Raw genomic sequence first — 25561 nt, 5'->3', positions numbered from 1 at the left:
CCTGTGGGAGCGGGCAAGCCCGCGAAAGGGCCGGAACAGGCAACAAAAAAGGCCGCGCCCTTCACAGGGCGCGGCCTTTTCATTTCAGCCAGCGCGGATCAGTTATCCAGCGCCACCCGCCCGGCAGCTTCACGCTTGCGGTGCACCAGCAAGCCAGCCGCCACCACACCAATGCTCAGCAGCGCGGTCGCGATGATTTCGGCGCGGTGGTCCTCACGCAGCGCCATTACCACCAGAATGGCAATGATGAAGGCAATGGTCGCCCAGGTAAGGCCCGGGAACAGCCACATCTTGAAGGTGATCTTCTCGCCGCGGGCCTCACGCTGGGCGCGCATGCGCAGCTGCGATACGGCAATCACCAGGTACACCAGCAGCGCAATGGCACCAGAGCTGGCCAGCAGGAACTCGAACACCTGGGCCGGGGCCACGAAGTTGGCGAACACACAGAGGAACGCCGCTGCAGTGGACAGCAGAACCGCCACATGCGGGGTAGCCGACTTGGTGGTGCGCTGGGCAATGGCCGGAGCGTCACCACGCTTGCTCAGCGAGAACAGCATGCGCGACGAGGTGTACAGCGCCGAGTTCAGGCAGCTGGTCACGGCGATCAGCACGACGATGTCGACGATCAGCTTGGCATTCGGCACGCCGATGCGGCTCAGCACGGTCTGGTAGGAACCGGTCTCGGCCAGGGCCGGGTCGTTCCACGGCACCAGGGCCACGACCAGGAAGATCGACACCAGGTAGAACAGGCAGATACGCCAGATCACCGAGTTGGTGGCGCGGCTGATCTGCTTGCCCGGGTCCTTCGACTCGGCAGCGGCGATGGTAACGATTTCGGTACCCATGAACGAGAACATGGTGGTCAGCATGGCTGCCAGCACCGCGCCCAGGCCGTTAGGCATGAAGCCCTGGGTGTCGAACAGGTGGCTGGCACCGCTTACCTGGCTGCTCGGCACAAAGCCGAACAAGGCAGCACAACCCACAGCGATGAAGCCGATGATCGCCAGCACCTTCAGCAGAGCGAACCAGAACTCGAACTCGCCGTAGTTCTTCACGCTGCACAGGTTGGTCAGGGTCAGCGCCAAGGTGATGACCAGGGAGAACGCCCACAGGTCGACCGCAGGGAACCAGGCATGCAGGATGGCCGCGGCGGCGTTGGCCTCCAGCGGAATTACCAGTACCCAGAACCACCAGTACAGCCAGCCAATGGTGAAACCGGCCCAGCGCCCGATGGCGCGGTCGGCATAGGTAGAGAACGAACCGGTGTCAGGCGAGGCGACAGCCATTTCACCCAGCATGCGCATGACCAGCACGACCAGCGTACCGGCGGCAGCGTAAGCCAGCAGCACGGCAGGGCCGGCAGCAGCAATGGCGTGGCCGGAGCCAACGAAAAGGCCGGCACCGATGACGCCAGCGATGGACAGCATGGTCACATGCCGTTGTTTGAGCCCCTGAGCGAGGTCATTGGAATTGTTACCGCTCATTGAAACTACCTTTGTAAGGAGTGGACCACTCCGACTGCGGTTACGGAGCGCGCCTGGGGTTGACCTGGGCGTCGCTGCAATCGGCGGTTTCCTACTGGCAATAAGCGCGCCATGTGCTGAATACATTCGTCAGAAAAGTCGGTATCCCTTTTAGCATGCGGTTTGGAGGGCTTTCGGCCAACGGCTGACCGAAAGACCATCAAATCATCGGATTACTGAAATACCCACTTACAAACGCACCAAAGGTGCTCCCCGGTAACACCTGTGCACCGCTGCAATGCAAAAAAGTGCAACCTAGAGGTACAACCTGAAGACCTGGCCGCCCCCGTTCGCGGGCATGCCCGCTCCCACAGGTCAGGTGCAACCATTTGAGCCCTTTTAAAGAACCTGTGGGAGCGGGCGTGCCCGCGAAAGGTCTAAAACCGCTTCCATGAGCGGGCCAAAGCTGGCACCATCGCGCCTTTTTTCATCAAGGCTCTGGTGCTGGGCGACACCTTCGCGGACATCCGCGCGACGTTGCGCTGCAACGATGCGACAAACTGCCCCACCAGCGCCCCGAGTCCCCAGCGACCCTGTTGGCCGTGATAATGCCGCTATGCTAGCGTGGCGCACGCCAGGAAGGCCGCCAACAGCTGGGAACGCACCCGTACACATGAGGACCGCACATGGCTCAGGCCACGCCCGCGCTGGAAATCCGCAATCTGCACAAACGCTACGGCGAGCAGGAAATTCTCAAGGGCATTTCGCTGACCGCACGCGACGGTGACGTGATCTCCATCCTGGGGTCGTCCGGCTCCGGCAAGTCCACCCTGCTGCGCTGCATCAACCTGCTCGAAAACCCGCACCAGGGCGAAATCCTGGTTGCCGGTGAAGCCCTCAAGCTCAAGGCCGCCAAGAACGGCGACCTGGTCGCCGCCGACAACCGCCAGATCAACCGCCTGCGCAGCGAGATCGGTTTCGTCTTCCAGAACTTCAACCTGTGGCCGCACATGTCGATCCTCGACAACATCATCGAGGCGCCACGCCGCGTGCTCGGCCAGAGCAAGGCCGAGGCCATCGAAGCCGCCGAAGCCCTGTTGAACAAGGTGGGCATCTACGACAAGCGTCACAGCTACCCCGCCCAGCTTTCCGGTGGCCAGCAGCAGCGCGCCGCCATTGCCCGTACCCTGGCCATGAAGCCCAAGGTCATCCTGTTCGACGAGCCAACTTCGGCGCTCGATCCGGAAATGGTCCAGGAAGTGCTAAACGTTATCCGCGCATTGGCCGAAGAAGGCCGTACCATGCTGCTGGTGACGCACGAGATGAGCTTTGCCCGCCATGTGTCCAGTGAAGTCGTCTTCCTGCACCAGGGCCTGGTCGAAGAGCAGGGATCGCCGCAGCAGGTCTTCGAGAACCCGACCTCGGCGCGTTGCAAGCAATTCATGTCCAGCCACCGCTAACGGAGCAATACATGCACACTTACAAGAAGTTCCTCCTGGCAGCTGCTGCCACGCTGGTGATGTCGGCCAACGCCCTGGCCGCAGAAAAACTGCGCATGGGTATCGAAGCCGCCTACCCACCGTTCAACAACAAGGATGCCAGCGGTAACGTGGTCGGCTTCGACAAAGACATCGGCGACGCCCTGTGCGCCAAGATGAAAGTCGAGTGCTCGGTCGTCACCTCCGACTGGGACGGCATCATCCCGGCCCTGAACGCCAAGAAGTTCGACTTCCTGGTGTCGTCGCTGTCGATCACCGACGAGCGCAAGCAGGCCGTGGACTTCACCGAGCCGTACTACTCCAACAAGCTGCAGTTCATCGCGCCGAAAAACGTCGACTTCAAGACTGACAAACCTTCGCTGAAGGGCAAGGTCATTGGCACCCAGCGCGCAACCTTGGCTGGCACCTACCTTGAAGACAACTACCCGGATGTCGAGATCAAACTCTACGACACCCAGGAAAACGCCTACCTCGACCTGGTTTCCGGCCGCATCGACGGCATCCTGGCCGACAAGTACGTGCAGTACGAGTGGCTGAAGAGCAAAGACGGCTCGAACTTCGAGTTCAAGGGCGAGCCAGTGATGGACAGCGACAAGATCGGCATTGCCGTGCGCAAGGGTGACACCAAGCTGCGCGACGACCTGAACAAGGCCCTGGCAGAAATCAAGGCCGACGGCACGTACAAGAAGATCAACGACAAGTACTTCCCGTTCAGCATCGAATGATCCGCCCCGACCGGCGCGCCCTTGCGGCGCGCCAGTCCCTAGAATGACCTGCCCATGAATATCGACCTGCACGGATTCGGTCCGGCCATGATGGCCGGCACCCTGATGACCGTAAAACTGGCGCTTTGCGCCTTGCTGCTGGGCCTGGTCCTGGGCCTGCTCGGCGCCCTGGCCAAGACTTCCGCAATCAAGCCGCTGCAATGGCTTGGTGGCTTCTATTCGACCCTGGTTCGCGGCGTGCCCGAACTGCTGTGGGTACTGCTTATCTATTTCGGCACCGTCGGCTTGATGAACGCCCTCGGTGAAGCCCTGAACATGCCAGGCCTGGAGCTCAGCGCCTTCGCTGCGGGCGTGATCGCCCTGGGCCTGTGCTTCGGCGCCTACGCCACCGAAGTGTTCCGTGGCGCCATCCTGGCAATCCCCAAGGGCCACCGTGAAGCCGGCCTGGCGCTTGGCCTGTCCAAAGGCCGCATCCTGTCGCGGATCATCCTGCCGCAGATGTGGCGCATCGCCCTGCCCGGCCTTGGCAACCTGTTCATGATCCTGATGAAGGACACTGCCCTGGTATCGGTAATCGGCCTGGAAGAAATCATGCGCCACGCACAAATCGGCGTGACCGTGACCAAAGAGCCGTTCACCTTCTACATGGTCGCGGCCTGCATCTACCTGAGCCTGACCATCATTGCCATGACCGGTATGCACTTCATGGAAAAACGCGCCGCTCGCGGCTTTGCGAGGGCCGAATAATGAATTGGGAAGTCATCATCAAATGGCTGCCACGCCTGGCCCAGGGTGCGACCCTGACCCTGGAGCTGGTAGCCATCGCGGTGGTTGCCGGGTTGGTCCTGGCCATCCCGCTGGGCATCGCCCGCTCCTCGCGCCATTGGTATGTGCGCGCGGTGCCGTTCGGCTACATCTTCTTCTTCCGTGGCACGCCGCTGCTGGTGCAGCTGTTTCTGGTCTACTACGGCCTGGCGCAGTTCGACATGGTGCGTTCGAGTTCGCTATGGCCGTACCTGCGCGACCCGTTCTGGTGCACCGTGCTGACCATGACCCTGCACACTGCTGCCTACATCGCCGAGATCCTGCGCGGCGCGCTGCAGTCGATCCCCAAGGGTGAGATCGAGGCGGCGCGGGCGCTGGGCATGTCGCGAGGCAAGACGCTGTTCTACATCATGCTGCCACGCGCCGCGCGCATCGGCCTGCCGGCGTACAGCAACGAAGTGATCCTGATGCTCAAGGCCAGCGCCCTGGCCAGTACCGTGACCCTGCTGGAACTGACTGGTATGGCCCGTACCATCATCGCCCGCACCTACCTGCCGGTAGAGATCTTCTTTGCCGCCGGGGTGTTCTACCTGGTGATCTCGTTCGTGCTGGTGCAGGGCTTCAAGCTGCTGGAGCGCTGGTTGCGCGTGGATGCGTGCCAGGGCCGCTGAGACCTCACTGACTGCTTCGCGGGTGAACCCGCTCCCACAGGGACCCCACAGCCCTCAAGCTGTGCACTATACCTGTGGGAGCGGGTTCACCCGCGAAGAGGCCCTCAAAACCAACACACATCCCATGCCCAACCACCTCCACAGCCCCCACCTAAGCACCCGCTTCCAGGCCCTCGACCAGTTCCTGATCGAGCACCAGCAACTGTGGAAACCCCGCCCCTTCACCAGCCTGAAGCTGGCTTGGGAAACCGCCCACCCCGAGCTTGCCGCCCACCTGCGCCAATGCTCCCTGGAAGACGCCGAAACCGACACCACCGCTGCCCGGTTGCCCGCCCCGTTCCCGCAACTGGCCCAGCAAGCCCGACAGCTTTCGGCACTCGGCAACCTCCCGGCAACCGACCTGCCCCCCGCCGCGCATCGCCTCGACGTAGCCGTCCCGGGCCGCAAATGGCAGCAGATCGAAGCCTTCGCCAGCCACCTGGCCTTCCGCGAACAGCCCCGTCACTGGCTGGACTGGTGCTCCGGCAAAGGCCACCTGGGCCGCCGCCTGCTGCAACCCGGCCAACACCTGACCTGCCTGGAATACGATGCCGAACTGGTCGCCGCCGGCCAGGCCCTGAGCACGCACCACCACTTGCCGGCGCAGCATGTGCACCAGGATGTGATGGCCAACGACAGCGCCCGCCACCTGGCTGGCGACAAAAGCGTGGTTGCCCTGCACGCCTGTGGCGACCTGCATGTGCGCCTGATGCAACTGGCCAGCCAGCAAGGTTGCCGACAACTGGCCGTGGCCCCCTGCTGCTACAACCGCATCGCGGCGCAGCATTACCAGGCGTTATCCACAGCCGCCCAAGCCTCCAGCCTGCGGTTGTCACTGGATGACCTTGGCCTGCCCTTGAGCGAAACCGTTACCGCCGGCGCCCGCGTGCGGCGCCAGCGCGACACCTCGATGGCCCGGCGCCTGGGCTTCGACCTGCTGCAACGCCAGCAGCGCCAGACCGACGAGTACCTGCCGACACCGTCGCTACCCGTGGCCTGGCTGGAGAAGCCCTTCGAGCAGTACTGCCGCGACCTGGCCGAACTCAAGCAATTGCAGCTGACTGGCAACCCGGACTGGGCAGCCTTGGAAGCCGCCGGCTGGCAACGCCTGGCCGAGGTCCGCAACCTGGAGCGCGTGCGCAACCTGTTCCGCCGGCCGCTGGAGCTGTGGCTGGTTCTCGATCGGGCCCTGTTCCTCGAAGAACAAGGCTACAACGTGCGCCTTGGCTTGTTCTGCGACTACCCACTCACCCCGCGCAACCTGCTAATCCTTGCCGAACGCGACCGTTAGCCGCAGCACAACCTGTGGATAACTCTGTGAACAAGCTTGTGATTACCTGTTGGATCCAAGCGCTATTTCAAGCGTTTGGCTTATTCCGGCTTGCGCGTCAAGGCCAGTAAAAACAGGCGTTTGCGCAAAGACCGGCGGTGTATCGATCCGGCATGCCTTTCGCGCAAGTCGCCGATGCCACTTGTGCATAAACATTTCTTATGGTTGGCGCAAGCATTGTTTGCACGGCCTTTGTAGGCTCTTTTTTTCTCGCTCAAAAACCGGCAGGTTTACGCGATTCCTGTGGGAGCGGGCGTGCCCGCGAACACGGGCGAAGCCCGTGCCATGCAACGCGGTGCCCACTCCCACACCTTTCAATGCGCCTTGTTCTTGGCAATCTCGATATCGTTCATCAGCGCCTTGGCCATGTCGCACAGATAATCGGCGGCGCCCAGGAATTTATGGTCATCCTCCATATCCCCTTCGCGCACCAGATGCTTGATGTAGCCCATCAGGATCGAGACATGCTCATAGGCAGCATCGACGGGGACACCAGGCTCGACGCGTAGCAGATTGAGGGATGGGTTACCGGCTGCGAGGAAGGTTTCCACGCCTGCGGTAGTGATGGGTTCGATGATGGTTTTCTTCATGGCATAAATCCTTACTCGGGGAGGGGACTGCCAGAAATCTTTCTCACGGATTTGGGTGGCAGCCGTTCGCGGGGTGAGAAACCGGTCGAATAAGGAAGCCCGGCCAGACCGAAGTCTGCCCGCGTACGGCCACCATAAATGGGTAGCGCTTATTCGATCAGGGTTCTCACACCCGGTCGCCAGAGCGACCCGAAAACGGTATCCGTGAGCCATTTCCCCGACAACAGCGATACTTCGGCGGCGCGCGTAGGATAGTTCCGAAGCCACCAACCCCTGAAGCTGTTAGCCCTAAAGTTCAGAATCTTCGTACAGCTGATGGCCTATTCGCGGGCGCGCCCGCTCCCACAAGTACTACACAGTTTCAAGGCTTGTGGAGATCCTGTGGGAGCGGGCAAGCCCGCGAATAGGCCATCACAAGCAACACAAAGCTAATGCCTGACCACCGCAACGGTGTATCATCCGCCCCCCAAATGATTAAAAAGTGACGTCGCGCGCTGCCCGCCAGCCCCGCGACCTTCTGGCGTTGCGCCAGAGCCGACAATGGACTAACGGACCCGACCATCGTGACCCAAGCCAAGCCCCTCGCCCTGCTGACCCTCACCCTGGCCCTGACCGCCTGCGCCAGCGGCACCGCTCCCCACCCCACCAGCAGCCTGGGCTGGAACCACCCCGGCATGCAGCTCGGCGGCGACAACGGCCTGCCCCTGCGCACCGAAAGCCCCTGCCGCAAGCGCGGCTGCGACAACGACAAGCTGTTCTTCAACCCGGGCAAAACCGAGCCGAGCGTCACCACCATCCATCGCGGCTGGTAGGAAAATTCTTCTTTCAGGTCGGTGACTTAGGTCATTTGCGAACATTCGCAACGAAGTGGTTTACAGGCGCCAACCGATCGTTATAATGACGCCCCATTGCCGGTATAGCTCAGATGGTAGAGCAACTGACTTGTAATCAGTAGGTCCCGGGTTCGATTCCTGGTGCCGGCACCATACGCAGTATCAAAAAAGGCTCACCGAAAGGTGGGCCTTTTTTGTTTCCAGCACGCTCTGCATGACCCCTTCCTCCAAGATTGATCTCAATCAAGCCTAACGCCGGCACGCAGCTTAGCCTGAGATCAGTCAGCCCTTGAGGGAAGGAAACCATGGCCAAGAAATTCCCCAAAACCCCCAGCCACCCGGAGCGCATCTGCTGGGGCTGCGACCTGTACTGCCCGGCCAAGGCATTGGCCTGTGGCAATGGGTCGAGTCGGACCATGCACCCGGTGGAACTGTTTGGCGAGGACTGGGACAGTTTCGAGGACCGGCTGGAGAAGCCGGTTGATTGCCAGCAAGAGACTGGCCCTAGGTGAAATAGGGCAGCTTTGCGGCCCATAGCCGGCAAGCCAGGCTCTCATAGAACTGCACATAACTCATTGAATTAGCGGGGGCCCTGTGGGAGCGGCTTTAGCCGCGAACACCGGCGCAGCCGGTGCCATACACCGCGTTGGATTCTTCGCGGCTAAAGCCGCTCCCACAGGGTACGCGGATTGCTTGCAATTTCAGTTATCTTCACGACAGCGCAGCCCAAAGGGCTGGGCCATCTACCACAGGTACAGCGCATGGTTTGAGCCTGGCGCCGACCCAGCGAATGAGGTGCTGCGGTGGATGGCACGGGCTTCGCCCGTGTTCGCGGGCACGCCCGCTCCCACAAGGATCGCGCCACCTGTTAGAAATTGAGCAAGGCAGTTGCTACCAATGGGGAGCGCCGGGCTCAAGGTGTGCGCTGTACCTGTGGGAGCCCGGCTTGCCGGCGATGGGCTGCGCAGCAGCCCCAGGTGCGGTTGATCAGAACGCTGTGCTGACCGTCAGCGACAGGTTGCGTGGGTCACCATAAATCGCCCCGGCATAGAACCCGTAGCGGGTGTAGTAGTGCTTGTCGAACAGGTTATTGGCGTTAAGGCTGACGCTGGTGTCGTCGGTCAGCTGGTACTTGGCCATGGCATTCCAGATGGCATAACCGGACCAATTCACGTCAGTGGCACCGGTGCTCACACCATTGCTCGGCTGGCCCGCCGGGCTGGAGATTGCGCGGATGTTGCTCTGCGCAGTAACCCCGGCACCCAGGGTCAGGCGGTCGAGCGGGCCGGAAAGGCGGTAGGTGGTCGAAGCCTTGAACAGGTGCGATGGGTCGCTGCGGCCGTCGCTGTCGAGGCGGCGGAAGTGCAGGTAGGTGTAGCCGGCGTACACGTTCCAGCTGGGGGTCAGGGCGCCGGCGATTTCCAGGTCGATACCGTCGGTTTCCTGGCCGGAACCGGCCTTGTAGGCGTCGCCACCGGTCGGGGTGGTCAGGTCGCCGTCGAGCACTGCCTTGTTTTCCTGCTTGGTGCGGAAGTACGCCGCCGAGGCGTTCAGGCGGCCATCGAACCACTCTCCCTTGATACCCGTCTCGTAGCTTTGCCCGCGAATCGGCTCAACCTTGCTGCCGCTGCTGGTTTCGGCGGTTTGCGGGGTGAAGATGTCGGTGTAGCTGGCGTACAGCGAGTAGTTGTCGTTGAGGTCGTACACGGCGCCCAGGTACGGGGTGACGATGCCGTTCTCTTCCTGGCTGGTACGTGCGCCAGCCACGCTGCGGGTGGTGGCCGAGTAGTTGCTGGTGCGCACACCGAGGATGACCGACAGTGGGTCGGTGATGCTCAGGCGGGTTGCCGCGTACATGCCCTGCAGGCGGGTGGTGGTCTTGCTGTGGCGGCCGGTGCGCGAGGCGATGATGTTGTAGTCGTCATCCACACCATTGCGCCAGTCGGTCAGCGGGAAGCCGTTGTTGGCGCGGAACTGGCAACCCAGCGCAGGCGCACTGGCCATGCCGTCGCCAACCATGGTGCAGGTGTATTCCGGCGACCAGGCCACGGTGCGGCTGTCGTTGTAGCCAACCATCGCCTGGTGGGTACGGCCGAACAGCTGGAACGGGCCGGACAGGTCGATCTGCGCCGACTGTTGGGTGGTGTCGGTGGAGCTGTGCAGGCCGTTGAGCACGGCACCGCTGCCATCCTGGTCCCAGTAGCCACCGTAGCTGCCACGGCCCGCCGAGTTGACCTTGGCCAGGCCGCGGTGGTTTAGGGTTTCGGCGGTGCTCTGGGTGGCTTTCAGGTCCAGCGTCCAGTCGTTGTCGAAGCGGTGTTCCAGCGAGCCGAACGCGGTGCGGGTGGTGTACTCGCCAAAGCTCCAGCTGGGTACCACGTTGGTGCTGCGCGGCAGGTCGGTCTTGCTGCCATCGCTGTACCAGATCGGGATGTTCGCACCCCAGCCACCGCCGACAATCTTGTTGTACTCGTACTGGTAGCCGGCACCGAGAGTGGTGGCGTCGTCCAGGTCGAACTCGAAGTTGGCCAGCGCTGCGCGGGAGCGCTCGGACTGGTTGTCGCGGAATGAGTTGGCGTCCTGCTGGGTCATCACGAAGCGCGAACGCAGGCGACCGTCTTCGGACAGCGGCAGGTTAAGGTCGGCGCCCAGGCGGCGCTTGTCCCAGCTGCCGTAGGTGGCATAGGCGCTACCGCCGAACGTCCTGGTCGGTGCCTTGCGGATCAGGTTGACGGTGGCCGACGGGTCGCCGGTACCGCCCAGCAGGCCGTTGGCGCCGCGCACGATGTCGATGCGCTCGTACAGGTCCATGTTCAGTGCGTTGCCGCCGCCACTGAAATCGGACCCGCCCTGGAACTGCAGGCCATCGACCTTCCAGTTGCTGATCGAGTAACCACGGGCACGGTAGTCGGTACGCCCGCCCACTTCGGACTTGCTCGCGGTCACGCCTGGGGTGGTTTCCAGCGCTTGCTCGATGGTGTGGATGTCGCGGTCATCCATTTGCTGGCGGGTAATGGTGGTGACCGACTGCGGCGTCTGGCGCGGCGTCAGGGCCAGGCCGGTGGAGCTGCGGGTGCTTTCGACGGTGTAACCCAGCTGACCAGCTTCGTCGGCAGGCAGCAGGGCGCTGTCTTCGATCTGCGTGGCCTCCAGTTCCAGGGGCTTGCTGTCGGCAGCCATCGCGCCACCGCTGACGGCCACGGCAATGAACAGGGCCAGCGGTTTGAGGCGCGTGCCGCCTCGGCTGATGGAGGGGAAGGCGTTCGGGGTGCTCTCGGAGTTCATTTGGGAAGGCTTCGTATTTGCAGATGATTTTTTGTTAGGATTCTAGGGATCGGCCCCCCGGGCTCCAGACCCGGCTTGTACGGGGATGTAATCGAACGTAACGAGCGCTACCAGCCCTAACCGAACAGGTGTTTTTCTGCATGAGCACAACTTTGCTTGTTGTCGACGATGACGACGAGATCCGCGAACTTCTATGTGATTACCTGACAGATGCCGGCTATAACGTGCTGGCAGCGGCTGACGGCGAGCAGATGCGCGAGCATCTGGCCCGGCACAAGGTTGAGCTGGTGGTGCTGGACCTGATGCTGCCGGGCGAAGATGGCCTGAGCCTGTGCCGCCAGCTTCAAGCCACGCCGGGGCTGGCGGTGATCATGCTGTCGGCCAAGGGCAGCACGCTGGACCGCATCATCGGTCTGGAGGTGGGTGCCGATGACTACCTGGCCAAGCCCTTCGAGCCACGCGAGCTGATCGCCCGGATCAAGGCCGTGCTGCGTCGTCCGCAACGCCTGGATGCGCCCGCCGTAGAGCCGGTAGAAGATGCCCAGCTGTTCGCCGGCTTCCGCCTGGAACACGTGAAACGCCTGCTCACCCGCCCCGATGGCGAGACCCTGACCCTGCCCCGCTCCGACTACCGCGTACTACGCGAGCTGCTGGAAGCCAACAACCGCGTGGTGTCCCGCGACCAGCTGACGCGCAGTGCGTTCGGCCGCGACCACCTGCCCGACGACCGTTCGGTGGACATGTGCGTCAGCCGCCTGCGCCAGCACCTGCGCCACGCGCCGGCGGGTGCCGCGCAAATTCTCACCATCCGCAACGAAGGCTATTTGCTGAGCATCGCCGCCAACGGGGCCGATGCCTGACATGCGCTGGCTGCGCCGGCTGTGGCCACGCACGTTGTTCGGCCAGTTGCTGCTGATAATGGTCAGCGGCACCGTGCTGATCCAGTTGATGTCCAGCAGCATCTGGTTCGATGTGCGTTTTGCCCAGGTTCTCGAGGCCCCTGTCCGGCTGATTGCCGCACGCAGCGCTCCGTTGATCGCCCAGGCCGACTGCCGTGCCGGTGCACTGCAGGCGCCAGCCCATTACCAACTGCGGTGCAGCGAAGCCCTGCCCACGCCGGTGCAGGACGAGCGCCGCGGGCGCAGGCGTGTCGAGCTGTTGCTGCACCAGGCCCTCGAGTACGAGTTGGGGCATGCCCAGGACGTGCGCCTGATGAAGGTGCAGTTGACCGACGAACAGGGCCAGCCGATCGTCTGGCGCAGCCTGTTCGGCCTGCGCACGGCCCAGGCGCATCTGCAGTTTGCGGTGCCGTTGGCCGATGGGCACTGGCTGACCATCGAGGGCCAGGAACTGCAAGGCTGGAGCGGCGAGTCGGCCTGGGTGCTGATCAGCGATTACCTGTTGCGGGTGTACGCGCTGCGCATCGTCGCGGTATTGCTGGTGTGCCTGATAGCCGTGCGCCTGTGCCTGCGCCCGCTTCGGCGCCTGGCCGATGCCGCGCGCGGCCTGGGTAGCAACCTCGAGCAGCCGCCCTTGGCGCTGGATGGCCCGGAGGAAGTGCGCCAGGCGGCCCAAGCCTTCAACGCCATGCAGCAGCGGCTGATCGCGATGGTCAACGACAAGGCCTACTTTCTGGCCGCCGTGTCCCACGACCTGCGCACCCCGCTGACGCGCATGCGCCTGCGCCTGGAGCGCTTGCCGGACGACGAAAACCGGCAACGCCTGCGGCAGAACATCGCGCAGATGGACAACATGATCGGCCAGGTGCTCGATTACCTGCGCGCGGGGGAGCAGCAGAACTTGCAACAGGTAGACCTGGACCGGCTGGTGGTGCGCCAGTGCGCGGAGCTGGCCACTGCCGAAGAGCCACTGCCGGTGCATGGCCAGGCGGGCAGCCTGCAGGCCGATGCCCTGCTGCTGCAGCGCTGCCTGCAGAACCTGCTGGTCAATGCGTTGCGTTATGCCAAGGAGGTTTCGGTCACGCTGGAGCAGGCGACCACGGGGGTGTTCATCCATATCGATGACCGCGGCCCGGGGATTGCGCCGGGCCTGCTGGCGACCATCATCGACCCGTTCGTGCGCGGTGACGGGTCGCGCAATCAGGCGTCCGGGGGGTATGGGCTGGGGTTGAGCATCGCCCAGCGGATTGCTGCCAGCCATGGGGGCGAGTTGCTGTTGGCGAACCGCGAGGGGGGTGGGTTGCGGGTCAGCGTGTTGCTACCCAATCAGCCTTTACGCGCCCCCCTGTAGGAGCGCATGAGCCTGGAAATACGCGATCAGGTAACAGTCTTTTACCGATTACCCAGGTTTTCCCCTCCCCGCCTTTGCCTATCCTATGCCCGGTCATCCTGCCTGCGATGGACCCATGAAACACTCTCTACCCAGCCGCTACGCCTGCCTCGCCCTCTGCCTGCTGTTCACCTTCGCCAGCCTGCCGCTGCTACCCCAGCATGCCTGGTTGTGGCCGTTGACACTGATTACCACGCTGCTCAGCCTGGTCGGCCTGAACGACCTGCGGCAAAGCCACCACGCCGTGCGCCGCAACTACCCGATCCTGGGCAACATCCGCTACCTGATCGAAACCATCCGCCCGGAAATCCGCCAGTACCTGATCGAGGGCGACGACGACAAGCTGCCGTTCTCCCGCTCGCAGCGTTCGCTGGTCTACGCCCGGGCCAAGAACGAAAGCGCCGAGAAGGCCTTCGGCACCCTCAACGATGCCTACAAGCCCGGCTTCGAGTTCATCAGCCATTCCATGCTGCCAGTGGCCACGCCAGACCCGGCATCGTTCCGCATCGCCATTGGCGGGCCGCAATGCCGCCTGCCCTATTCGGCATCTATCTTCAACATCTCGGCCATGAGCTTCGGCGCCCTCAGCGCCAACGCCATCGCTGCCCTGAACCGCGGTGCACGCATGGGCCGTTTTGCCCATGACACCGGCGAAGGCAGCATCAGCCCGTACCACCGCGAACATGGCGGTGACCTGATCTGGGAAATCGGCAGTGGCTACTTCGGCTGCCGCACCGAGGACGGCCGCTTCGACCCGCAGCGATTCGCCGAGCAGGCGCGCTCGCCGCAGGTGAAGATGATCGAGATCAAGCTCAGCCAGGGCGCCAAGCCGGGCCACGGTGGCATCCTGCCGGGGCACAAGGTCAGCCCCGAAATTGCCGCAACCCGTGGCGTGCGCGTGGGCGAAGATTGCATCTCGCCAGCGGCGCACAGTGCCTTCCGCACGCCAGTCGAGTTGCTGCAGTTCGTGGCCAGCCTGCGCGAGCTGTCGGGCGGCAAGCCGGTGGGGTTCAAATTCTGCCTGGGCCACCCTTGGGAGTTCATGGGCATTGCCAAGGCCATGCTGGCCACTGGCATCACTCCGGACTTCATCGTCGTCGATGGCAAGGAGGGCGGCACCGGTGCGGCGCCACGCGAGTTCAGCGACAACATGGGCGTGCCGATGCGCGAGGGCCTGATGTTCGTGCACAACACCCTGGTCGGCCTGAACCTGCGCGCCAGTATCCGCATTGGCGCGGCAGGCAAGATCGTCAGCGCCTTCGACATCGCCAGCGTGCTGGCCATCGGGGCGGACTGGGTCAACTCCGCGCGCGGCTTCATGTTCGCCATTGGCTGCATCCAGTCGCAGAGCTGCCATACCAACAAATGCCCGACCGGGGTGGCCACGCAAGACCCGCTGCGCCAGCGCGCCCTGGTGGTGCCGGACAAGGCCGAGCGGGTGGCCAGCTTCCACCGCAACACGCTGCATACGTTGGCCGAAATGTTGGCTGCCGCGGGCCTGGAACACCCTTCGGAGCTCAAGCCCAAGCACCTGGCGCGGCGTATCAGCCCTAGCGAAATCGGGCTGTTCTCGGACCTGCACACGTTCCTCAAGCCGGGCGAATTGCTCAGTGGCTCGATTGAAAGCGAGTTTTATGCGCGGATGTGGCGGATGGCGCGTAGTGACAGCTTTGCGCCGGAGACTGGGGAGGGAGAGGTGAAGGTTGCTGGGGTGCGGCGCAGGGAAGTGGTGGAGACGGCGTGAAAGCCGGGGGCCGCTTTGCGGCCCTTTCGCGACACAAGGCCGCTCCTACAGAATCGTGTGGGAGCGGCCTTGTGTCGCGATGGGCTGCAAAGCAGCCCCTAGGCCATCAGATCAGGATCAGAAGATGCTGATCGGGTACTCGACGAATACGCGGACTTCGTTGCCGTCGTCGTTGTAACCGTTCTGCTGCACGGCGTTGTTGGTACGCACGAACGAGCTACGCAGCTTGATCGACAGGTCCTTGGCCGGGCCGTCCTGCACCACGTAACGGATCTGGTTGAAGATCTCGCGCTCTTTACCTTCACCGAAGCCCTGCGGGTTGTCGACGTTGCGGGTGTTGATGTTGTCACCCACCACGTAGGCCAGCTTGTAGGTCAGGCCCGGGATGCCGTAGGCACCGAAGTCCAGGCCGTAGCCCAGCTGCCAGGAGCGCTCGTCTTCGGCGTTGAAGTCGGACCAGTACGAGTTGGCCAGGTAGATGGTCGAACCACCGTCACCCACGCCACCCTCGTTCTGGTACCAGCCGTAGTTGTAGCCGGTGCTGCCGGTGCTGCGCTGGTGGGCGATGGTGAACGAGTGGGCACCGTAGGCGTAGGTGGCTGCCAGGCTCCAGATAGTGTTGGAGTCGCCGTTCAGCCCAGCGGATTTCACGAACTTGTTGTCGATGTCCGACTTGTAGCCGTTGAAGTCCAGGGTCAGGGACTGGTCGTTGGCAATCGGGAAGACGTAGTTCAGGCCCAGGTAGTGCTTCTTCATCACGTCTTCGTTGTCGGCGGTGTACAGCGAAGCGGTGAAGTTGTCGGTGAACTTGTAGCTACCACCAAGGACGTTGATCGACTTCAGGCCACCACCGTCACGGCGCTCGGCGCTCTTGCGCGCTTCCTGGGTGAAGCGGCCGGCGTTCAGTTCCAGGCCCTGAATCTCTTTGGAGGTGATCAGGGTACCGGTGAAGCTTTCTGGCAGCAGACGGGCGTCGTCGTACTGCAGCACTGGCAGTGCCGGCATCTGGTCACCGTACTTGAGCACGGTGTTGGAGATGCGGAACTTCACTGCAGCGCCACCACGGGCCAGGTTGTGCGGCGAGTTGGCGTTGCCGTTCTCGTCCTTGAAGTCCGAAGGCTTGAAGAAGTCGACACCGGCGCCACCGTTGTGGCCCTTGCCGCCGTCCAGACGCACGGCGTACAGGCCGAATGCATCGACGCCGACACCGACGGTGCCCTGGGTGAAGCCGGAGGAGAAGTTGGCGATGACGCCCTGGCCCCATTCGATCTGGTCGTCGGTGCCGTGCTTCTTGTCACGATTGATGTAGGCGTTGCGCAGCAGGACGTTGGCGTGGCTGTCCTCGATGAAGCCTTTGCTGTCGGCCTGATCATTGGCCTGTGCCTGGGTCGCGGCGATCATCGCCAGGGCGACCAGGCTGATCCTGGTTTTCAACATGTTGTTTTCCTTATTTGTTAATCAAAAACGCTCTGCAATATGACGCCAGGAACCAACGCCCCTTCGTAGGTTCGACGCTATGCGGATCCAGACTGGAAGGCCTGCCGGTAATCACACGGCGGCCTCTGGCAGCAGCATGGCCAAGATCATGGCCAGCAGGCGTTGGCCGAATCCTAGCCGTGTGCGATTACAAATGTCAAAAAGTCGTGAAATGCAGGTTGATATAACCAAAATTGCCTATGGGTCTGGTGCATTTCCATGCAGGTTTGCGCTATCAGCGGACAATTTATCTTGTGTGGGAAATAGCCTTTTGATCGAACGGACAATTTTCCTGTCAGGGCGCCTTCGCAGCGCAAGGCTGCTCCTACACGGAAACGCGGGGCGGCAGAGACCGTAACAAACTGACACAGATGTAATGACAAGCCTTTACAAATACTCAAGCAATAGCAAATAACAAGCATTACCATCCGCACCTCTTTTTCACCTGCTCGCTCCGGATGTGCTCATGCTTGTACCCTGCCGTCTTTCACCCCTGACGCTTGGCCTGTCGCTGCTGTTCGGCGCCGGCCTGGCCAGTGCCGCCACCACCACCCTGCCGGAACTGTCGGTAACCGCCGACAGTGAACGCGAAGAGGACAACCCGCGGGTCAAGGAGGTAAGCACCGCGACCCGCACCTCGACGCCAGTACGCTATGTGCCGCAGGCCATCGACACGGTGAAGACCGTCAACGTGCTGGATTACGGCAGCAACACCCTGGGCAAGGCGCTGGAAGGCATCCCCAACGTCAGCAGCGGTGCCGACACCCGCTTCGACAGCGTGCGCATCCGCGGCTTCGAAGCCAGCAACGACTTCTACCTGGACGGCATTCGCGACGACAGCCAGTACATCCGCGACCTGCATAACATCGAGCGGGTCGAAGTGCTCAAGGGGCCGGCAGCGGTGCTTTATGGCCGTGGCAGCCAGGGCGGTATCGTCAACCGGGTGAGCAAGGCGCCGGAGCACGGCCGCCGTTCGAGCATCGAGGCGCAGGCCGGCAGCGAAGACCTGCGCAGCCTGTATGCCGACCTCAGTGCCGACCCCAGCGACACCGTCAGCCTGCGCCTGAACATGGGCAACCAGGACAACAACAGCTTCCGCGACGGCATCGACGGCAGCCGCCAGCTGTTCGCCCCGTCGATCAGTTGGCAGGTCACCTCCGACCTGAACTGGCTGGTGCAATACGAATACAGCCGCTACAACCGCACCCCGGACCGAGGCATCCCCGGGGTCAACGGCCGCCCGGCCGATGTCGGCCGTAGCACCACCTATGGCGACACCCAGCGCGACTACATCGACGACCGCGCCCAGTCGCTGCGCTCGCGCCTTAACTACCAGTTGAACGAAACCTGGCAGTTGCGCCATACCCTGGGCCTGTTCAAGCTCGACAGTGAGTTCGACAACACCTACGTCACGGGCTACGACGCCAGCACCGACACCTTGACCCGCCAGCGCTGGCAGCAGGACCTGAACACCAGAAACCTGTTCAACACCCTGGAGGCCGAGGGCGACTTCGACACCTTGGGCCTGGAGCACAAGCTGTTGCTGGGCCTGGAGTTCGGCAACCAGAAGCGCGACCCGGTGCTGTACAAAGCGGTCGACCAGAAATTGCAGGGCCTGGGCAAGCCCGGCCGCAACCAGCAGCTCAATGGCCCAATGACGTTGTTTAGTGACAACCATACCGTGGTCGATAGCCGCGGCCTTTATCTGCAAGACCAGATCCGCCTGAACGATCAGTGGCAGGTTCTTGCCGGTGTACGCTTCGACCAGTTCGACGTGCAGACCACCAACAAGGATGGCGTGCGCGAAACACAGGACAGCAACAGCACCAGCCCACGCTTGGGTGTGGTCTATACACCGTGGCGCGACCATTCGTTCTACGCCTCGTGGAGCAAGACCTTCTCGCCGGTTGGCGGCGGGCTGATCGGCATCACCCCAGGCGCAAAAGGCAACGGTAACGACGCCAAGCCGGAAGAAACCCGTCAGAAGGAAATCGGCGTGAAGAGCGACTGGCTCGACCAGCGCCTGACCACCACCCTGGCCATCTACGAGCTGGAGCTGTACAACCGCCGCACCCGCGACCCGCTTGTCCCGGAAAACATCTTGCTCAGCGGCATGCAGCGTTCGCGCGGTATCGAGCTGACCGCCACCGGCAACATCGTTGGCAACTGGTACGTGCGCGGTGGCATCGGCCTGCAGGACGCGACCATCGTCAAGGACAACAACGGCCAGGAAGGCAACCGCATCAATGACGTGGCCAAGCGCAACGGTAGCCTGTTCGTGACCTGGAAACCGGAACTGGGCTGGTACGCCGAAACCGGCCTGACGTTGGTAGGCGAGCGTTATGCGGACAACCAGAACACCACGGTGCTGCCGGGGTATGGCCGCTGGGATGCACTGGCGGGGTACCGCACGCATGACTGGGATGTGCGGGCGGCGCTGAGCAATATCGCCGACAAGACCTACTACAGCTCGGCGACCAGTGCGGCGCAGATCGAGGTGGGTGAGCCGCGTAGCCTGGTGGTGACTGGTAGCTACAGCTTCTGATCTTTATTGCCTGTGCCGGCCTCTTCGCGGCTAAAGCCGCTCCCACAGGTACCCAACATGTATCGAGCCCAGTGGGGTACCTGTGGGAGCGGCTTTAGCCGCGAAGGGGCCAGCACAGGTTTAAGCAATCGATCAGTGCCACACCGCCATCAGCGCCTGCATTTCTGCTTCGCTGATCAGCCCTTGGGGGTATCGTCCGGCAAGCAGACGTCGTGGGTCGGTCGTCCTGACCCTGATGCTTCCATGGTGTTTCAACCACTTCGCCACAAGCCTGAGCGATTGGTGATTCACTGCCGATGGGCGCAAAGCCGACTCACTTGCTGCGTTCATTTCTACACGTACTCCCTGGCCCGTGAGCGGCTAATCTACGTAAGGATTGTTACAGGTCCGAGAGCGCGGCATGGCCGAGCTATCTCACTGAAAACAATACAAAACTTATGCCAGCACCAGCCTGCGGACGGCCCTCGCGAATAAAAAAGGCCCGTCATGACGGGCCTCTTGATTCACCGTGCGCTCAACGCTTTACCGGTGCCGGTTGCTGCTGGGTCAGGCAGTGGATGTTGCCACCACCCAACAGCAGCTCACGACCAGGGATCATCACCACCTCGTGGTCGGGGAAAATCTTCGCCAGGATCGCTCTGGCCTCGGCATCTGCCGGGTCGTCGAAGCTAGGCGCGATGATGCCGCCGTTGACGATCAGGAAGTTCACGTACGAGCCTGCCAGGCGCACCGATGGGTCACGCTCCTGGCTGCCTGCCACCTGATCGACCCCGGCACACTCTTCGGCAGTAGCGAACAGCGGGCCCGGGATCGGCATTTTGTGCACGATGAACTCGCGGCCCTTGGCATCGCGGGTGTTCTTCAGCACCTCCATGGCGGCATGGCAGCGTGCATAGTTGGGGTCGTTGGAATCATCGGTCCAGGCCAGTAACACTTCGCCCGGGCGCACGTAACAGCAGAAGTTGTCGACATGGCCATCGGTCTCGTCGTTGTACAGGCCATCCGGCAACCAGACCACGGTGTCCACCGCCAGATGATCGCGCAGCACCGCTTCGATCTGCTCGCGGTTCAGGTGCGGGTTGCGGTTGCGATTGAGCAGGCATTCTTCGGTAGTAATCACCGTGCCTTCGCCGTCCACGTGGATCGAGCCGCCCTCGAGCACGAAGCTTTCGGTGTGGTAGCGCTGGCAGCGCTCCATTTCCAGGACCTTGGCCGCCAGCTCCTCGTCACGGTTCCACGGTGCGTAAAGGCCGCCGTCGAAGCCGCCCCAGGCATTGAAGCCCCAGTCCACACCACGCACTTCACCCTGGTCGTTGATGACGAAGGTCGGGCCGGTGTCACGCACCCAGGCATCGTCATTGCTGATCTCGACCACGCGAATGTTCGGCTGGTCGAGCTGGCGGCGGGCATTTTCGTACTGGCCAGCGGAAACCGCGACGGTTACCGGCTCGAAGCGGGCAATGGCCTTGGCCAGGGTCACATGGGCAGCCTGCGCCGGCTTGCCGCCAAGGCGCCAGTTGTCCGGGCGCTCCGGCCAGACCATCCACACCTGGGTTTGCGGGGCCCACTCGGCGGGCATGTGGAAACCATCGGCACGGGGAGTGGAGTTGAGGGTTTTCATGATTGACCTCTGTGATGGCCCTGAGCCGGACTGTGCTGGGGCGTTTGTCAATTTATAACCGATATATATCGATATTTGAAGCCCGATAATCGGGAAAATCATGAGAATGCAAGGGAATTAAATCGATAACAATCGATAAACCCCCAACCTTGACCGAGAAGCAAAACGGCACGACATCTACCATAGCCAGCCCTTGTGAACGCCGTTGAAGCCCGAGGCGGAAAAAACGGCCAGACCGGCTAGGGTCAATACATGAGCAGAACGGGCCAGCGAACCGCCATGAACATCATCCCTACCGCGATCCCTGAAGTACTGATCATCGAGCCGAAGGTTTTCGGTGATAGCCGTGGTTTTTTCTTCGAGGCATTCAACGCCCGTGAGTTCGCCCGGCAAACCGGCGTGAATGTCCAGTTCGTCCAGGACAACCACTCGCGCTCCATCAAGGGTGTGCTGCGTGGCCTGCACTACCAGGTGGAAAACACCCAAGGCAAGCTGGTGCGCGTGGTGCAGGGGGAAATCCGTGATATTGCCGTGGACGTGCGCAAGAGCTCGCCAACCTTCGGCCAATGGGTCGCGGTGCAGCTGTCGGCCGACAATCATCGCCAGTTATGGATTCCCCCCGGCTTCGCCCATGGCTTTGCGGTGATGAGCGAGTCGGCCGAGTTCCTCTACAAGACCACCGACTACTACAACCCGGGCGCCGACCGCTGCATCCGCTGGGATGACCCGACGCTGGCCATAGACTGGGGGTTGCAGCAGCCACCCGTGCTCTCGGACAAGGACAAGCTCGGCCTGCCGCTGGCAGAGGCGGAACTGCTGCCTTAACTAGCGCATAATTGCGGCAGACCTTTCTGGCGCATTTACCTGATGATTGCAAAACCCACGCCCCCACGCCGTCCCCGCTGGCGCAGCCTGGCCCTGTTGGCCGTGTGCCTGGTTCCGTTGTTGTGGCCCCTGCATCACCTGGCCGAACGTTACTATCAGGAAGAACTGGCCTCGCAGAACCGACAGACCCTCGACCTGTACGTCGCCAACCTGCTCGGTACCCTGCACCGCTACGAAACCTTGCCGCAGATACTCGGCGACCTGCCGGCGCTGCGCGGTGTGCTGGCCGACCCGCTCCGCCTGGAGGCAGTGACCAATGCCAACCGCCTGCTCAAGGACATCGTCCAGCAGACCGGCGCCGAGGTGATGTACCTGATGGACGTCAGCGGCAATACCCTGGCTGCCTCCAACTGGGACAAGCGCGACAGCTTCGTCGGCCGCAACTTCGCCTTCCGCCCCTACTTCAACGAAGCCATGGCCGGCCGCCTGGGGCGCTTCTTTGGCCAGGGCACCACATCGGCAAAGCGCGGTTACTTCTTCGCCGCCGCCGTGCGAGACCGTGAACGCATCGTTGGCGTACTGGTGGTCAAGGTCGACCTCGACCACACCGAAACCCTGTGGGGCCGCACCCCAGAGCAGCTGTTGCTGACCGACCACAATGGCGTGGTCATCCTGACCTCGCGGCCCGACTGGCGCTTCCGCGCGACCCGCGCGCTGACCGAGGCCGAGCGTCAGGCGATCATCGCCATCCAGCCCTACCCGACCCAAGCCCCGCAGCCGCTGGTGCTCAACCCGGACGCCTGGATCAGCCAGACCCGCGACATCAAGGAAACCGGCTGGCAGGTCAGCATCCTCGCCCCGCGCATGCTGGTCGACCGTTCGGTGCAAACCGTCATGGCCATCGGCGCGGGCACCCTGCTGGTGCTGATACTGCTGGCCGGCCTGGTGATGCAGCGGCGCCGTCACTACATCGACCGCATCGACTTCGAGGCACGCGGCCGCCAGGAACTGGAAAAACGCGTGGCCGAGCGCACCGCCGACCTCGAAGGCCTGAACACCCGGCTCAAGAGCGCCGTACTGGAGCGTGAGAACGCCCAACAGGAGGCGGTGCGCGCCCAGGACGAACTGGTACAGGCCGGCAAGCTGTCGGTGCTCGGCACCATGTCGGCCAGCATCAGCCACGAACTCAACCAGCCGCTGGCCGCCATCCGCAGCTACGCGGAAAACGCCGAGATCCTGCTCGACCACCAGCGAACCGAAGAAGCCCGCGGCAACCTCAAGCTGATTGGCGAGCTGACCGGGCGCATGGCCTCGATCATCGCCCACCTGCGCGCCTTCGCCCGCCGTGACCGCCATGCCCCGGAGAGCGTGGCCTTGCAGCCGGCCCTGGACGACGCCCTGGCGCTGCTGGCCAAGCGCCGCCGGGCGATGGCCGTGGAGCTGATCCGCGACCTGCCGGAAGCCACCTTGTGGGTACAGGCCGGCGAGACCCGCCTGCGCCAGGTGCTCGGCAACCTGCTGGCCAATGCCCTCGACGCCCTGACCGAAAAAGCCAACCCGCGCCGCCTGTGGCTAAGTGCCGAACAGCGCGATGACTGCGTCTACCTGTACATTCGCGACAACGGCCCCGGCTTCAGCCGCCAGGCCCTGGAGCACGCCAAGGAGCCGTTCTTCACCACCAAGACCCGCACCCAGGGCCTGGGCCTGGGCCTGGCCATCTGCGAAAGCCTGATGCGTGCCCTGGGCGGTGAACTGCTGCTGGCCAACCACCCGGAAGGTGGCGCACTGCTGACCCTGCAGCTGCGAGTGGCCGCGCCTGGCGCTACTTTGCCCAATTCGGAGGACCCCTCGGCATGACCACCGAGACACTGATCGACAGCCGAGCCCAGGTCATCCTGGTCGATGATGACCCGCACCTTCGCCAGGCCCTGAGCCAGACCCTGGACCTGGCCGGGCTCAAGGTGGTCGCCCTGGCCGACGCCCAGGGCCTGGCCGAACGCATCGAGGCCGACTGGCCCGGCGTGGTGGTCAGCGACATCCGCATGCCGGGTATCGATGGCCTGCAGCTGCTGGAACAACTGCACGGCCGTGACAACGAGCTGCCGGTATTGCTGATCACCGGCCACGGTGATGTGCCGCTGGCGGTGCAGGCAATGCGCGCCGGGGCTTATGACTTCCTGGAAAAACCCTTTGCCAGCGACGCCCTGCTGGACAGCGTGCGCCGCGCCCTGGCCCTGCGCCGCCTGGTGCTGGACAACCGCAGCTTGCGCCTGGCCCTGAGCGACCGCCAGCAACTGGCCACCCGCCTGGTGGGCCAGTCGCCGTCCATGCAGCGCTTGCGCGAGCAGATCGGCGCCTTGGCCGGCACTCGCGCCGACGTGCTGATCCTGGGTGAGACCGGTGCCGGCAAAGAGGTGGTGGCCCGCGCCCTGCACGACCTGTCCAGCCGCCGCGACGGGCCGTTCGTGGCGATCAACGCCGGCGCACTGGCCGAGTCGGTGGTCGAAAGCGAGCTGTTCGGCCATGAGCCCGGGGCGTTCACCGGCGCGCAGAAACGCCGCATCGGCAAGTTCGAGTTCGCCAACGGCGGCACGCTGTTCCTCGACGAAATCGAGAGCATGAGCCTGGATGTGCAGGTGAAACTGCTGCGCATGCTTCAGGAACGGGTGGTCGAGCGCTTGGGTGGCAACCAGCTGATCCCGCTGGACATCCGCATCATCGCCGCGACCAAGGAGGACCTGCGCCAGTCCGCTGACCAAGGGCGGTTCCGCGCCGATTTGTATTACCGCCTGAACGTGGCGCCGCTGCGTATTCCACCGCTGCGCGAACGCGGCGATGACATCCTGGTGCTTTTCCAGCACTTCGCCGACGCCGCCAGCGAGCGCCATGGTCTGCCGCCACACTCCCTGCAGCCGGCCCAGCGCGCCATGCTGCTGCGTCACGACTGGCCCGGTAACGTACGCGAGCTGCAGAACGCCGCCGAGCGTTTCGCCCTTGGCCTGGAACTGGCTCTGGACGGCCAGGCGCCGCCGGCGGCAATGCCTTCGGCACCGATGCCGAGCGGCAACCTCAGCGAACAGGTCGAGCAGTTCGAACGCTCGCTGATCGCTGCCGAACTGGCCCAGCCACACAGCTCCATGCGCAGCCTGGCCGAGGCGCTGGGTATCCCCCGCAAAACCTTGCACGACAAGCTGCGCAAGCATGGCTTGAGCTTCGATGGCGGTAGCGGCGGGCATGACGATCAAGAGGACAACCGTTAATGAACACCGATAGCCAGTACCTGCAGACCGTCCTGCACGGCGACATCCCCCTGACCCGCGAAATGGGCCTGGAAGTGCTCGATTGGCAGCAGCACACCCTGCGCCTGCAATTGCCGCTGGCGGCCAACGTCAACCACAAGAGCACCATGTTCGGCGGTAGCCTGTACTGCGCCGCAGTGCTGGTGGGCTGGGGCTGGCTGCACCTGCGCCTGCGCGAGTCGGGTATCGATGACGGGCATATCGTCATCCAGGAAGGGCAGATCAGTTATCCGCTGCCGGTTACCGGGGCGGCGGTGGCGCGCTGTGCGGCGCCGGATGAGAAGACCTGGGAGCGGTTCCTGACCATGTACCAGCGGCGCGGGCGGGCACGGTTGACGCTGGAGACCACGGTGAGCAATGCCGGTAGTGACGAGCCTGCGGTGAAATTCAGCGGCCAGTACGTGCTGCACCGCTGACACGGACCACTTGGTAACAGGCTGGCACGATCTCTGTGGGAGCGGCCTTGTGTCGCGAAAGGGCCGCAAAGCGGCCCCAGAAAAATAGGCGGCGAACTATGAACACTGGGGCCGCGCTGCGGCCCTTTCGCGACACAAGGCCGCTC

At 63.1% G+C, this 25561-nt stretch carries 21 protein-coding genes and 1 tRNA gene; 16 read left to right on the top strand and 6 right to left on the bottom strand.

The features are described 5' to 3' along the window. Positions 1–98 precede the first annotated feature (98 nt). Positions 99–1484, bottom strand: a complete 1386-nt coding sequence (gene gabP, locus KDB76_RS01605) for a GABA permease (RefSeq protein ID WP_013970487.1) — start codon at positions 1482–1484, stop codon at positions 99–101. Between the two features lie 665 nt (positions 1485–2149). On the opposite strand from gabP, the gene KDB76_RS01600 reads away from it, so the two are divergent. The 5 genes from KDB76_RS01600 to KDB76_RS01580 all read left to right on the top strand — a co-directional run bounded on the left by KDB76_RS01600 (position 2150) and on the right by KDB76_RS01580 (position 6453). Next, the gene (locus KDB76_RS01600) at positions 2150–2923 is read left to right on the top strand and encodes an ABC transporter ATP-binding protein (RefSeq protein ID WP_003257472.1); all 774 of its coding nucleotides are present in this window, start codon (positions 2150–2152) and stop codon (positions 2921–2923) included. 11 nt (positions 2924–2934) lie between these two features. Then, positions 2935–3687 (top strand): ABC transporter substrate-binding protein, encoded by a 753-nt coding sequence (locus tag KDB76_RS01595; RefSeq protein WP_013970486.1) that lies wholly within the window; start codon positions 2935–2937, stop codon positions 3685–3687. A gap of 54 nt (positions 3688–3741) precedes the next feature. Next, positions 3742–4434, top strand: a complete 693-nt coding sequence (locus KDB76_RS01590; protein WP_013970485.1) for an ABC transporter permease — start codon at positions 3742–3744, stop codon at positions 4432–4434. Further along, a complete protein-coding gene (locus tag KDB76_RS01585; protein WP_013970484.1) occupies positions 4434–5123 on the top strand; it encodes an ABC transporter permease in 690 nt (229 codons plus the stop codon). Before KDB76_RS01590 ends, KDB76_RS01585 begins: the two co-directional genes overlap by 1 nt. 124 nt (positions 5124–5247) lie before the next feature. Next, the gene (locus KDB76_RS01580) at positions 5248–6453 is read left to right on the top strand and encodes a methyltransferase (RefSeq protein WP_024087998.1); all 1206 of its coding nucleotides are present in this window, start codon (positions 5248–5250) and stop codon (positions 6451–6453) included. A 353-nt stretch (positions 6454–6806) separates the two neighbouring features. Here the strand turns inward: KDB76_RS01580 and KDB76_RS01575 are convergent, their stop codons facing one another. Continuing rightward, positions 6807–7082 carry a DUF3077 domain-containing protein gene (locus KDB76_RS01575; protein WP_013970482.1) on the bottom strand — a complete coding sequence of 92 codons (276 nt, stop codon included), beginning with the start codon at positions 7080–7082 and terminating at the stop codon, positions 6807–6809. 563 nt (positions 7083–7645) lie between these two features. On the opposite strand from KDB76_RS01575, the gene KDB76_RS01570 reads away from it, so the two are divergent. The 3 genes from KDB76_RS01570 (at position 7646) to KDB76_RS01560 (ending at position 8427) form a co-directional block, all read left to right on the top strand. Continuing rightward, positions 7646–7894 carry a hypothetical protein gene (locus KDB76_RS01570; RefSeq protein WP_003257464.1) on the top strand — a complete coding sequence of 83 codons (249 nt, stop codon included), beginning with the start codon at positions 7646–7648 and terminating at the stop codon, positions 7892–7894. 98 nt (positions 7895–7992) lie between these two features. After that, positions 7993–8068, top strand: a tRNA-Thr gene (locus tag KDB76_RS01565). Positions 8069–8220: 152 nt separating this feature from the next. After that, a complete protein-coding gene (locus tag KDB76_RS01560) occupies positions 8221–8427 on the top strand; it encodes a DUF3079 domain-containing protein (RefSeq protein ID WP_013970481.1) in 207 nt (68 codons plus the stop codon). A gap of 475 nt (positions 8428–8902) precedes the next feature. Here KDB76_RS01560 and KDB76_RS01555 read toward each other — a convergent pair whose 3' ends face one another. Further along, positions 8903–11200 carry a TonB-dependent siderophore receptor gene (locus KDB76_RS01555; protein WP_023661061.1) on the bottom strand — a complete coding sequence of 766 codons (2298 nt, stop codon included), beginning with the start codon at positions 11198–11200 and terminating at the stop codon, positions 8903–8905. 140 nt (positions 11201–11340) lie between these two features. On the opposite strand from KDB76_RS01555, the gene KDB76_RS01550 reads away from it, so the two are divergent. The 3 genes from KDB76_RS01550 (at position 11341) to KDB76_RS01540 (ending at position 15233) form a co-directional block, all read left to right on the top strand. Continuing rightward, positions 11341–12060 (top strand): response regulator, encoded by a 720-nt coding sequence (locus KDB76_RS01550; protein WP_023661060.1) that lies wholly within the window; start codon positions 11341–11343, stop codon positions 12058–12060. A gap of 1 nt (position 12061) precedes the next feature. Then, positions 12062–13450, top strand: a complete 1389-nt coding sequence (locus KDB76_RS01545; RefSeq protein ID WP_013970476.1) for an ATP-binding protein — start codon at positions 12062–12064, stop codon at positions 13448–13450. A gap of 115 nt (positions 13451–13565) precedes the next feature. Next, the gene (locus KDB76_RS01540) at positions 13566–15233 is read left to right on the top strand and encodes an FMN-binding glutamate synthase family protein (RefSeq protein ID WP_013970475.1); all 1668 of its coding nucleotides are present in this window, start codon (positions 13566–13568) and stop codon (positions 15231–15233) included. A 117-nt stretch (positions 15234–15350) separates the two neighbouring features. On the opposite strand, the gene KDB76_RS01535 is transcribed toward KDB76_RS01540, so the two are convergent. Continuing rightward, the gene (locus tag KDB76_RS01535) at positions 15351–16670 is read right to left on the bottom strand and encodes an OprD family porin (RefSeq protein WP_013970474.1); all 1320 of its coding nucleotides are present in this window, start codon (positions 16668–16670) and stop codon (positions 15351–15353) included. A 505-nt stretch (positions 16671–17175) separates the two neighbouring features. Here KDB76_RS01535 and KDB76_RS01530 point away from each other — a divergent pair. Next, positions 17176–19254 carry a TonB-dependent siderophore receptor gene (locus KDB76_RS01530; RefSeq protein ID WP_013970473.1) on the top strand — a complete coding sequence of 693 codons (2079 nt, stop codon included), beginning with the start codon at positions 17176–17178 and terminating at the stop codon, positions 19252–19254. 132 nt (positions 19255–19386) lie between these two features. Here the strand turns inward: KDB76_RS01530 and KDB76_RS29625 are convergent, their stop codons facing one another. Then, a complete protein-coding gene (locus KDB76_RS29625; RefSeq protein WP_080563721.1) occupies positions 19387–19584 on the bottom strand; it encodes a hypothetical protein in 198 nt (65 codons plus the stop codon). A gap of 184 nt (positions 19585–19768) precedes the next feature. Further along, entirely contained in the window at positions 19769–20875 is a 1107-nt protein-coding gene (gene aguA / locus KDB76_RS01525) for an agmatine deiminase (RefSeq protein WP_013970472.1), read from the bottom strand. Between the two features lie 279 nt (positions 20876–21154). Between aguA and rfbC the strand changes: the two genes are divergently transcribed. From rfbC to KDB76_RS01505, 4 genes are read left to right on the top strand one after another with little or no spacing between them, the layout of a single operon-like run. Next, the gene (gene rfbC / locus KDB76_RS01520) at positions 21155–21700 is read left to right on the top strand and encodes a dTDP-4-dehydrorhamnose 3,5-epimerase (protein WP_013970471.1); all 546 of its coding nucleotides are present in this window, start codon (positions 21155–21157) and stop codon (positions 21698–21700) included. A gap of 42 nt (positions 21701–21742) precedes the next feature. Continuing rightward, positions 21743–23557 carry an ATP-binding protein gene (locus tag KDB76_RS01515; RefSeq protein ID WP_024087997.1) on the top strand — a complete coding sequence of 605 codons (1815 nt, stop codon included), beginning with the start codon at positions 21743–21745 and terminating at the stop codon, positions 23555–23557. After that, positions 23554–24960, top strand: a complete 1407-nt coding sequence (locus KDB76_RS01510) for a sigma-54 dependent transcriptional regulator (RefSeq protein WP_013970469.1) — start codon at positions 23554–23556, stop codon at positions 24958–24960. The genes KDB76_RS01515 and KDB76_RS01510 overlap by 4 nt, the downstream gene beginning before the upstream one ends. Beyond that, entirely contained in the window at positions 24960–25415 is a 456-nt protein-coding gene (locus tag KDB76_RS01505) for a YiiD C-terminal domain-containing protein (RefSeq protein WP_013970468.1), read from the top strand. Before KDB76_RS01510 ends, KDB76_RS01505 begins: the two co-directional genes overlap by 1 nt. Positions 25416–25561 lie beyond the last annotated feature (146 nt).

This window comes from Pseudomonas sp. JS425, from assembly GCF_018223845.1.
Taxonomy (GTDB): domain Bacteria; phylum Pseudomonadota; class Gammaproteobacteria; order Pseudomonadales; family Pseudomonadaceae; genus Aquipseudomonas; species Aquipseudomonas asiatica.
The sequence above is the reverse complement of the archived record's forward strand: the minus strand, read 5'-3'. Positions and strand labels throughout refer to the sequence as shown.

What these genes read in the sequence shown, in the direction of transcription:
- KDB76_RS01505 (WP_013970468.1), top strand. Translation starts at nt 24,960, where the DNA reads ATGAACACCGATAGCCAGTACCTGCAGACCGTCCTGCACGGCGACATC.
- KDB76_RS01560 (WP_013970481.1), top strand. Translation starts at nt 8,221, where the DNA reads ATGGCCAAGAAATTCCCCAAAACCCCCAGCCACCCGGAGCGCATCTGC.
- KDB76_RS01550 (WP_023661060.1), top strand. Translation starts at nt 11,341, where the DNA reads ATGAGCACAACTTTGCTTGTTGTCGACGATGACGACGAGATCCGCGAA.
- KDB76_RS01595 (WP_013970486.1), top strand. Translation starts at nt 2,935, where the DNA reads ATGCACACTTACAAGAAGTTCCTCCTGGCAGCTGCTGCCACGCTGGTG.
- KDB76_RS01585 (WP_013970484.1), top strand. Translation starts at nt 4,434, where the DNA reads ATGAATTGGGAAGTCATCATCAAATGGCTGCCACGCCTGGCCCAGGGT.
- KDB76_RS01580 (WP_024087998.1), top strand. Translation starts at nt 5,248, where the DNA reads ATGCCCAACCACCTCCACAGCCCCCACCTAAGCACCCGCTTCCAGGCC.
- KDB76_RS01510 (WP_013970469.1), top strand. Translation starts at nt 23,554, where the DNA reads ATGACCACCGAGACACTGATCGACAGCCGAGCCCAGGTCATCCTGGTC.
- KDB76_RS29625 (WP_080563721.1), bottom strand. Translation starts at nt 19,584, where the DNA reads ATGAACGCAGCAAGTGAGTCGGCTTTGCGCCCATCGGCAGTGAATCAC.
- aguA (WP_013970472.1), bottom strand. Translation starts at nt 20,875, where the DNA reads ATGAAAACCCTCAACTCCACTCCCCGTGCCGATGGTTTCCACATGCCC.
- KDB76_RS01590 (WP_013970485.1), top strand. Translation starts at nt 3,742, where the DNA reads ATGAATATCGACCTGCACGGATTCGGTCCGGCCATGATGGCCGGCACC.
- KDB76_RS01535 (WP_013970474.1), bottom strand. Translation starts at nt 16,670, where the DNA reads ATGTTGAAAACCAGGATCAGCCTGGTCGCCCTGGCGATGATCGCCGCG.
- KDB76_RS01575 (WP_013970482.1), bottom strand. Translation starts at nt 7,082, where the DNA reads ATGAAGAAAACCATCATCGAACCCATCACTACCGCAGGCGTGGAAACC.
- KDB76_RS01540 (WP_013970475.1), top strand. Translation starts at nt 13,566, where the DNA reads ATGAAACACTCTCTACCCAGCCGCTACGCCTGCCTCGCCCTCTGCCTG.
- gabP (WP_013970487.1), bottom strand. Translation starts at nt 1,484, where the DNA reads ATGAGCGGTAACAATTCCAATGACCTCGCTCAGGGGCTCAAACAACGG.
- KDB76_RS01530 (WP_013970473.1), top strand. Translation starts at nt 17,176, where the DNA reads ATGCTTGTACCCTGCCGTCTTTCACCCCTGACGCTTGGCCTGTCGCTG.
- KDB76_RS01555 (WP_023661061.1), bottom strand. Translation starts at nt 11,200, where the DNA reads ATGAACTCCGAGAGCACCCCGAACGCCTTCCCCTCCATCAGCCGAGGC.
- rfbC (WP_013970471.1), top strand. Translation starts at nt 21,155, where the DNA reads ATGAACATCATCCCTACCGCGATCCCTGAAGTACTGATCATCGAGCCG.
- KDB76_RS01545 (WP_013970476.1), top strand. Translation starts at nt 12,062, where the DNA reads ATGCGCTGGCTGCGCCGGCTGTGGCCACGCACGTTGTTCGGCCAGTTG.
- KDB76_RS01600 (WP_003257472.1), top strand. Translation starts at nt 2,150, where the DNA reads ATGGCTCAGGCCACGCCCGCGCTGGAAATCCGCAATCTGCACAAACGC.
- KDB76_RS01515 (WP_024087997.1), top strand. Translation starts at nt 21,743, where the DNA reads ATGATTGCAAAACCCACGCCCCCACGCCGTCCCCGCTGGCGCAGCCTG.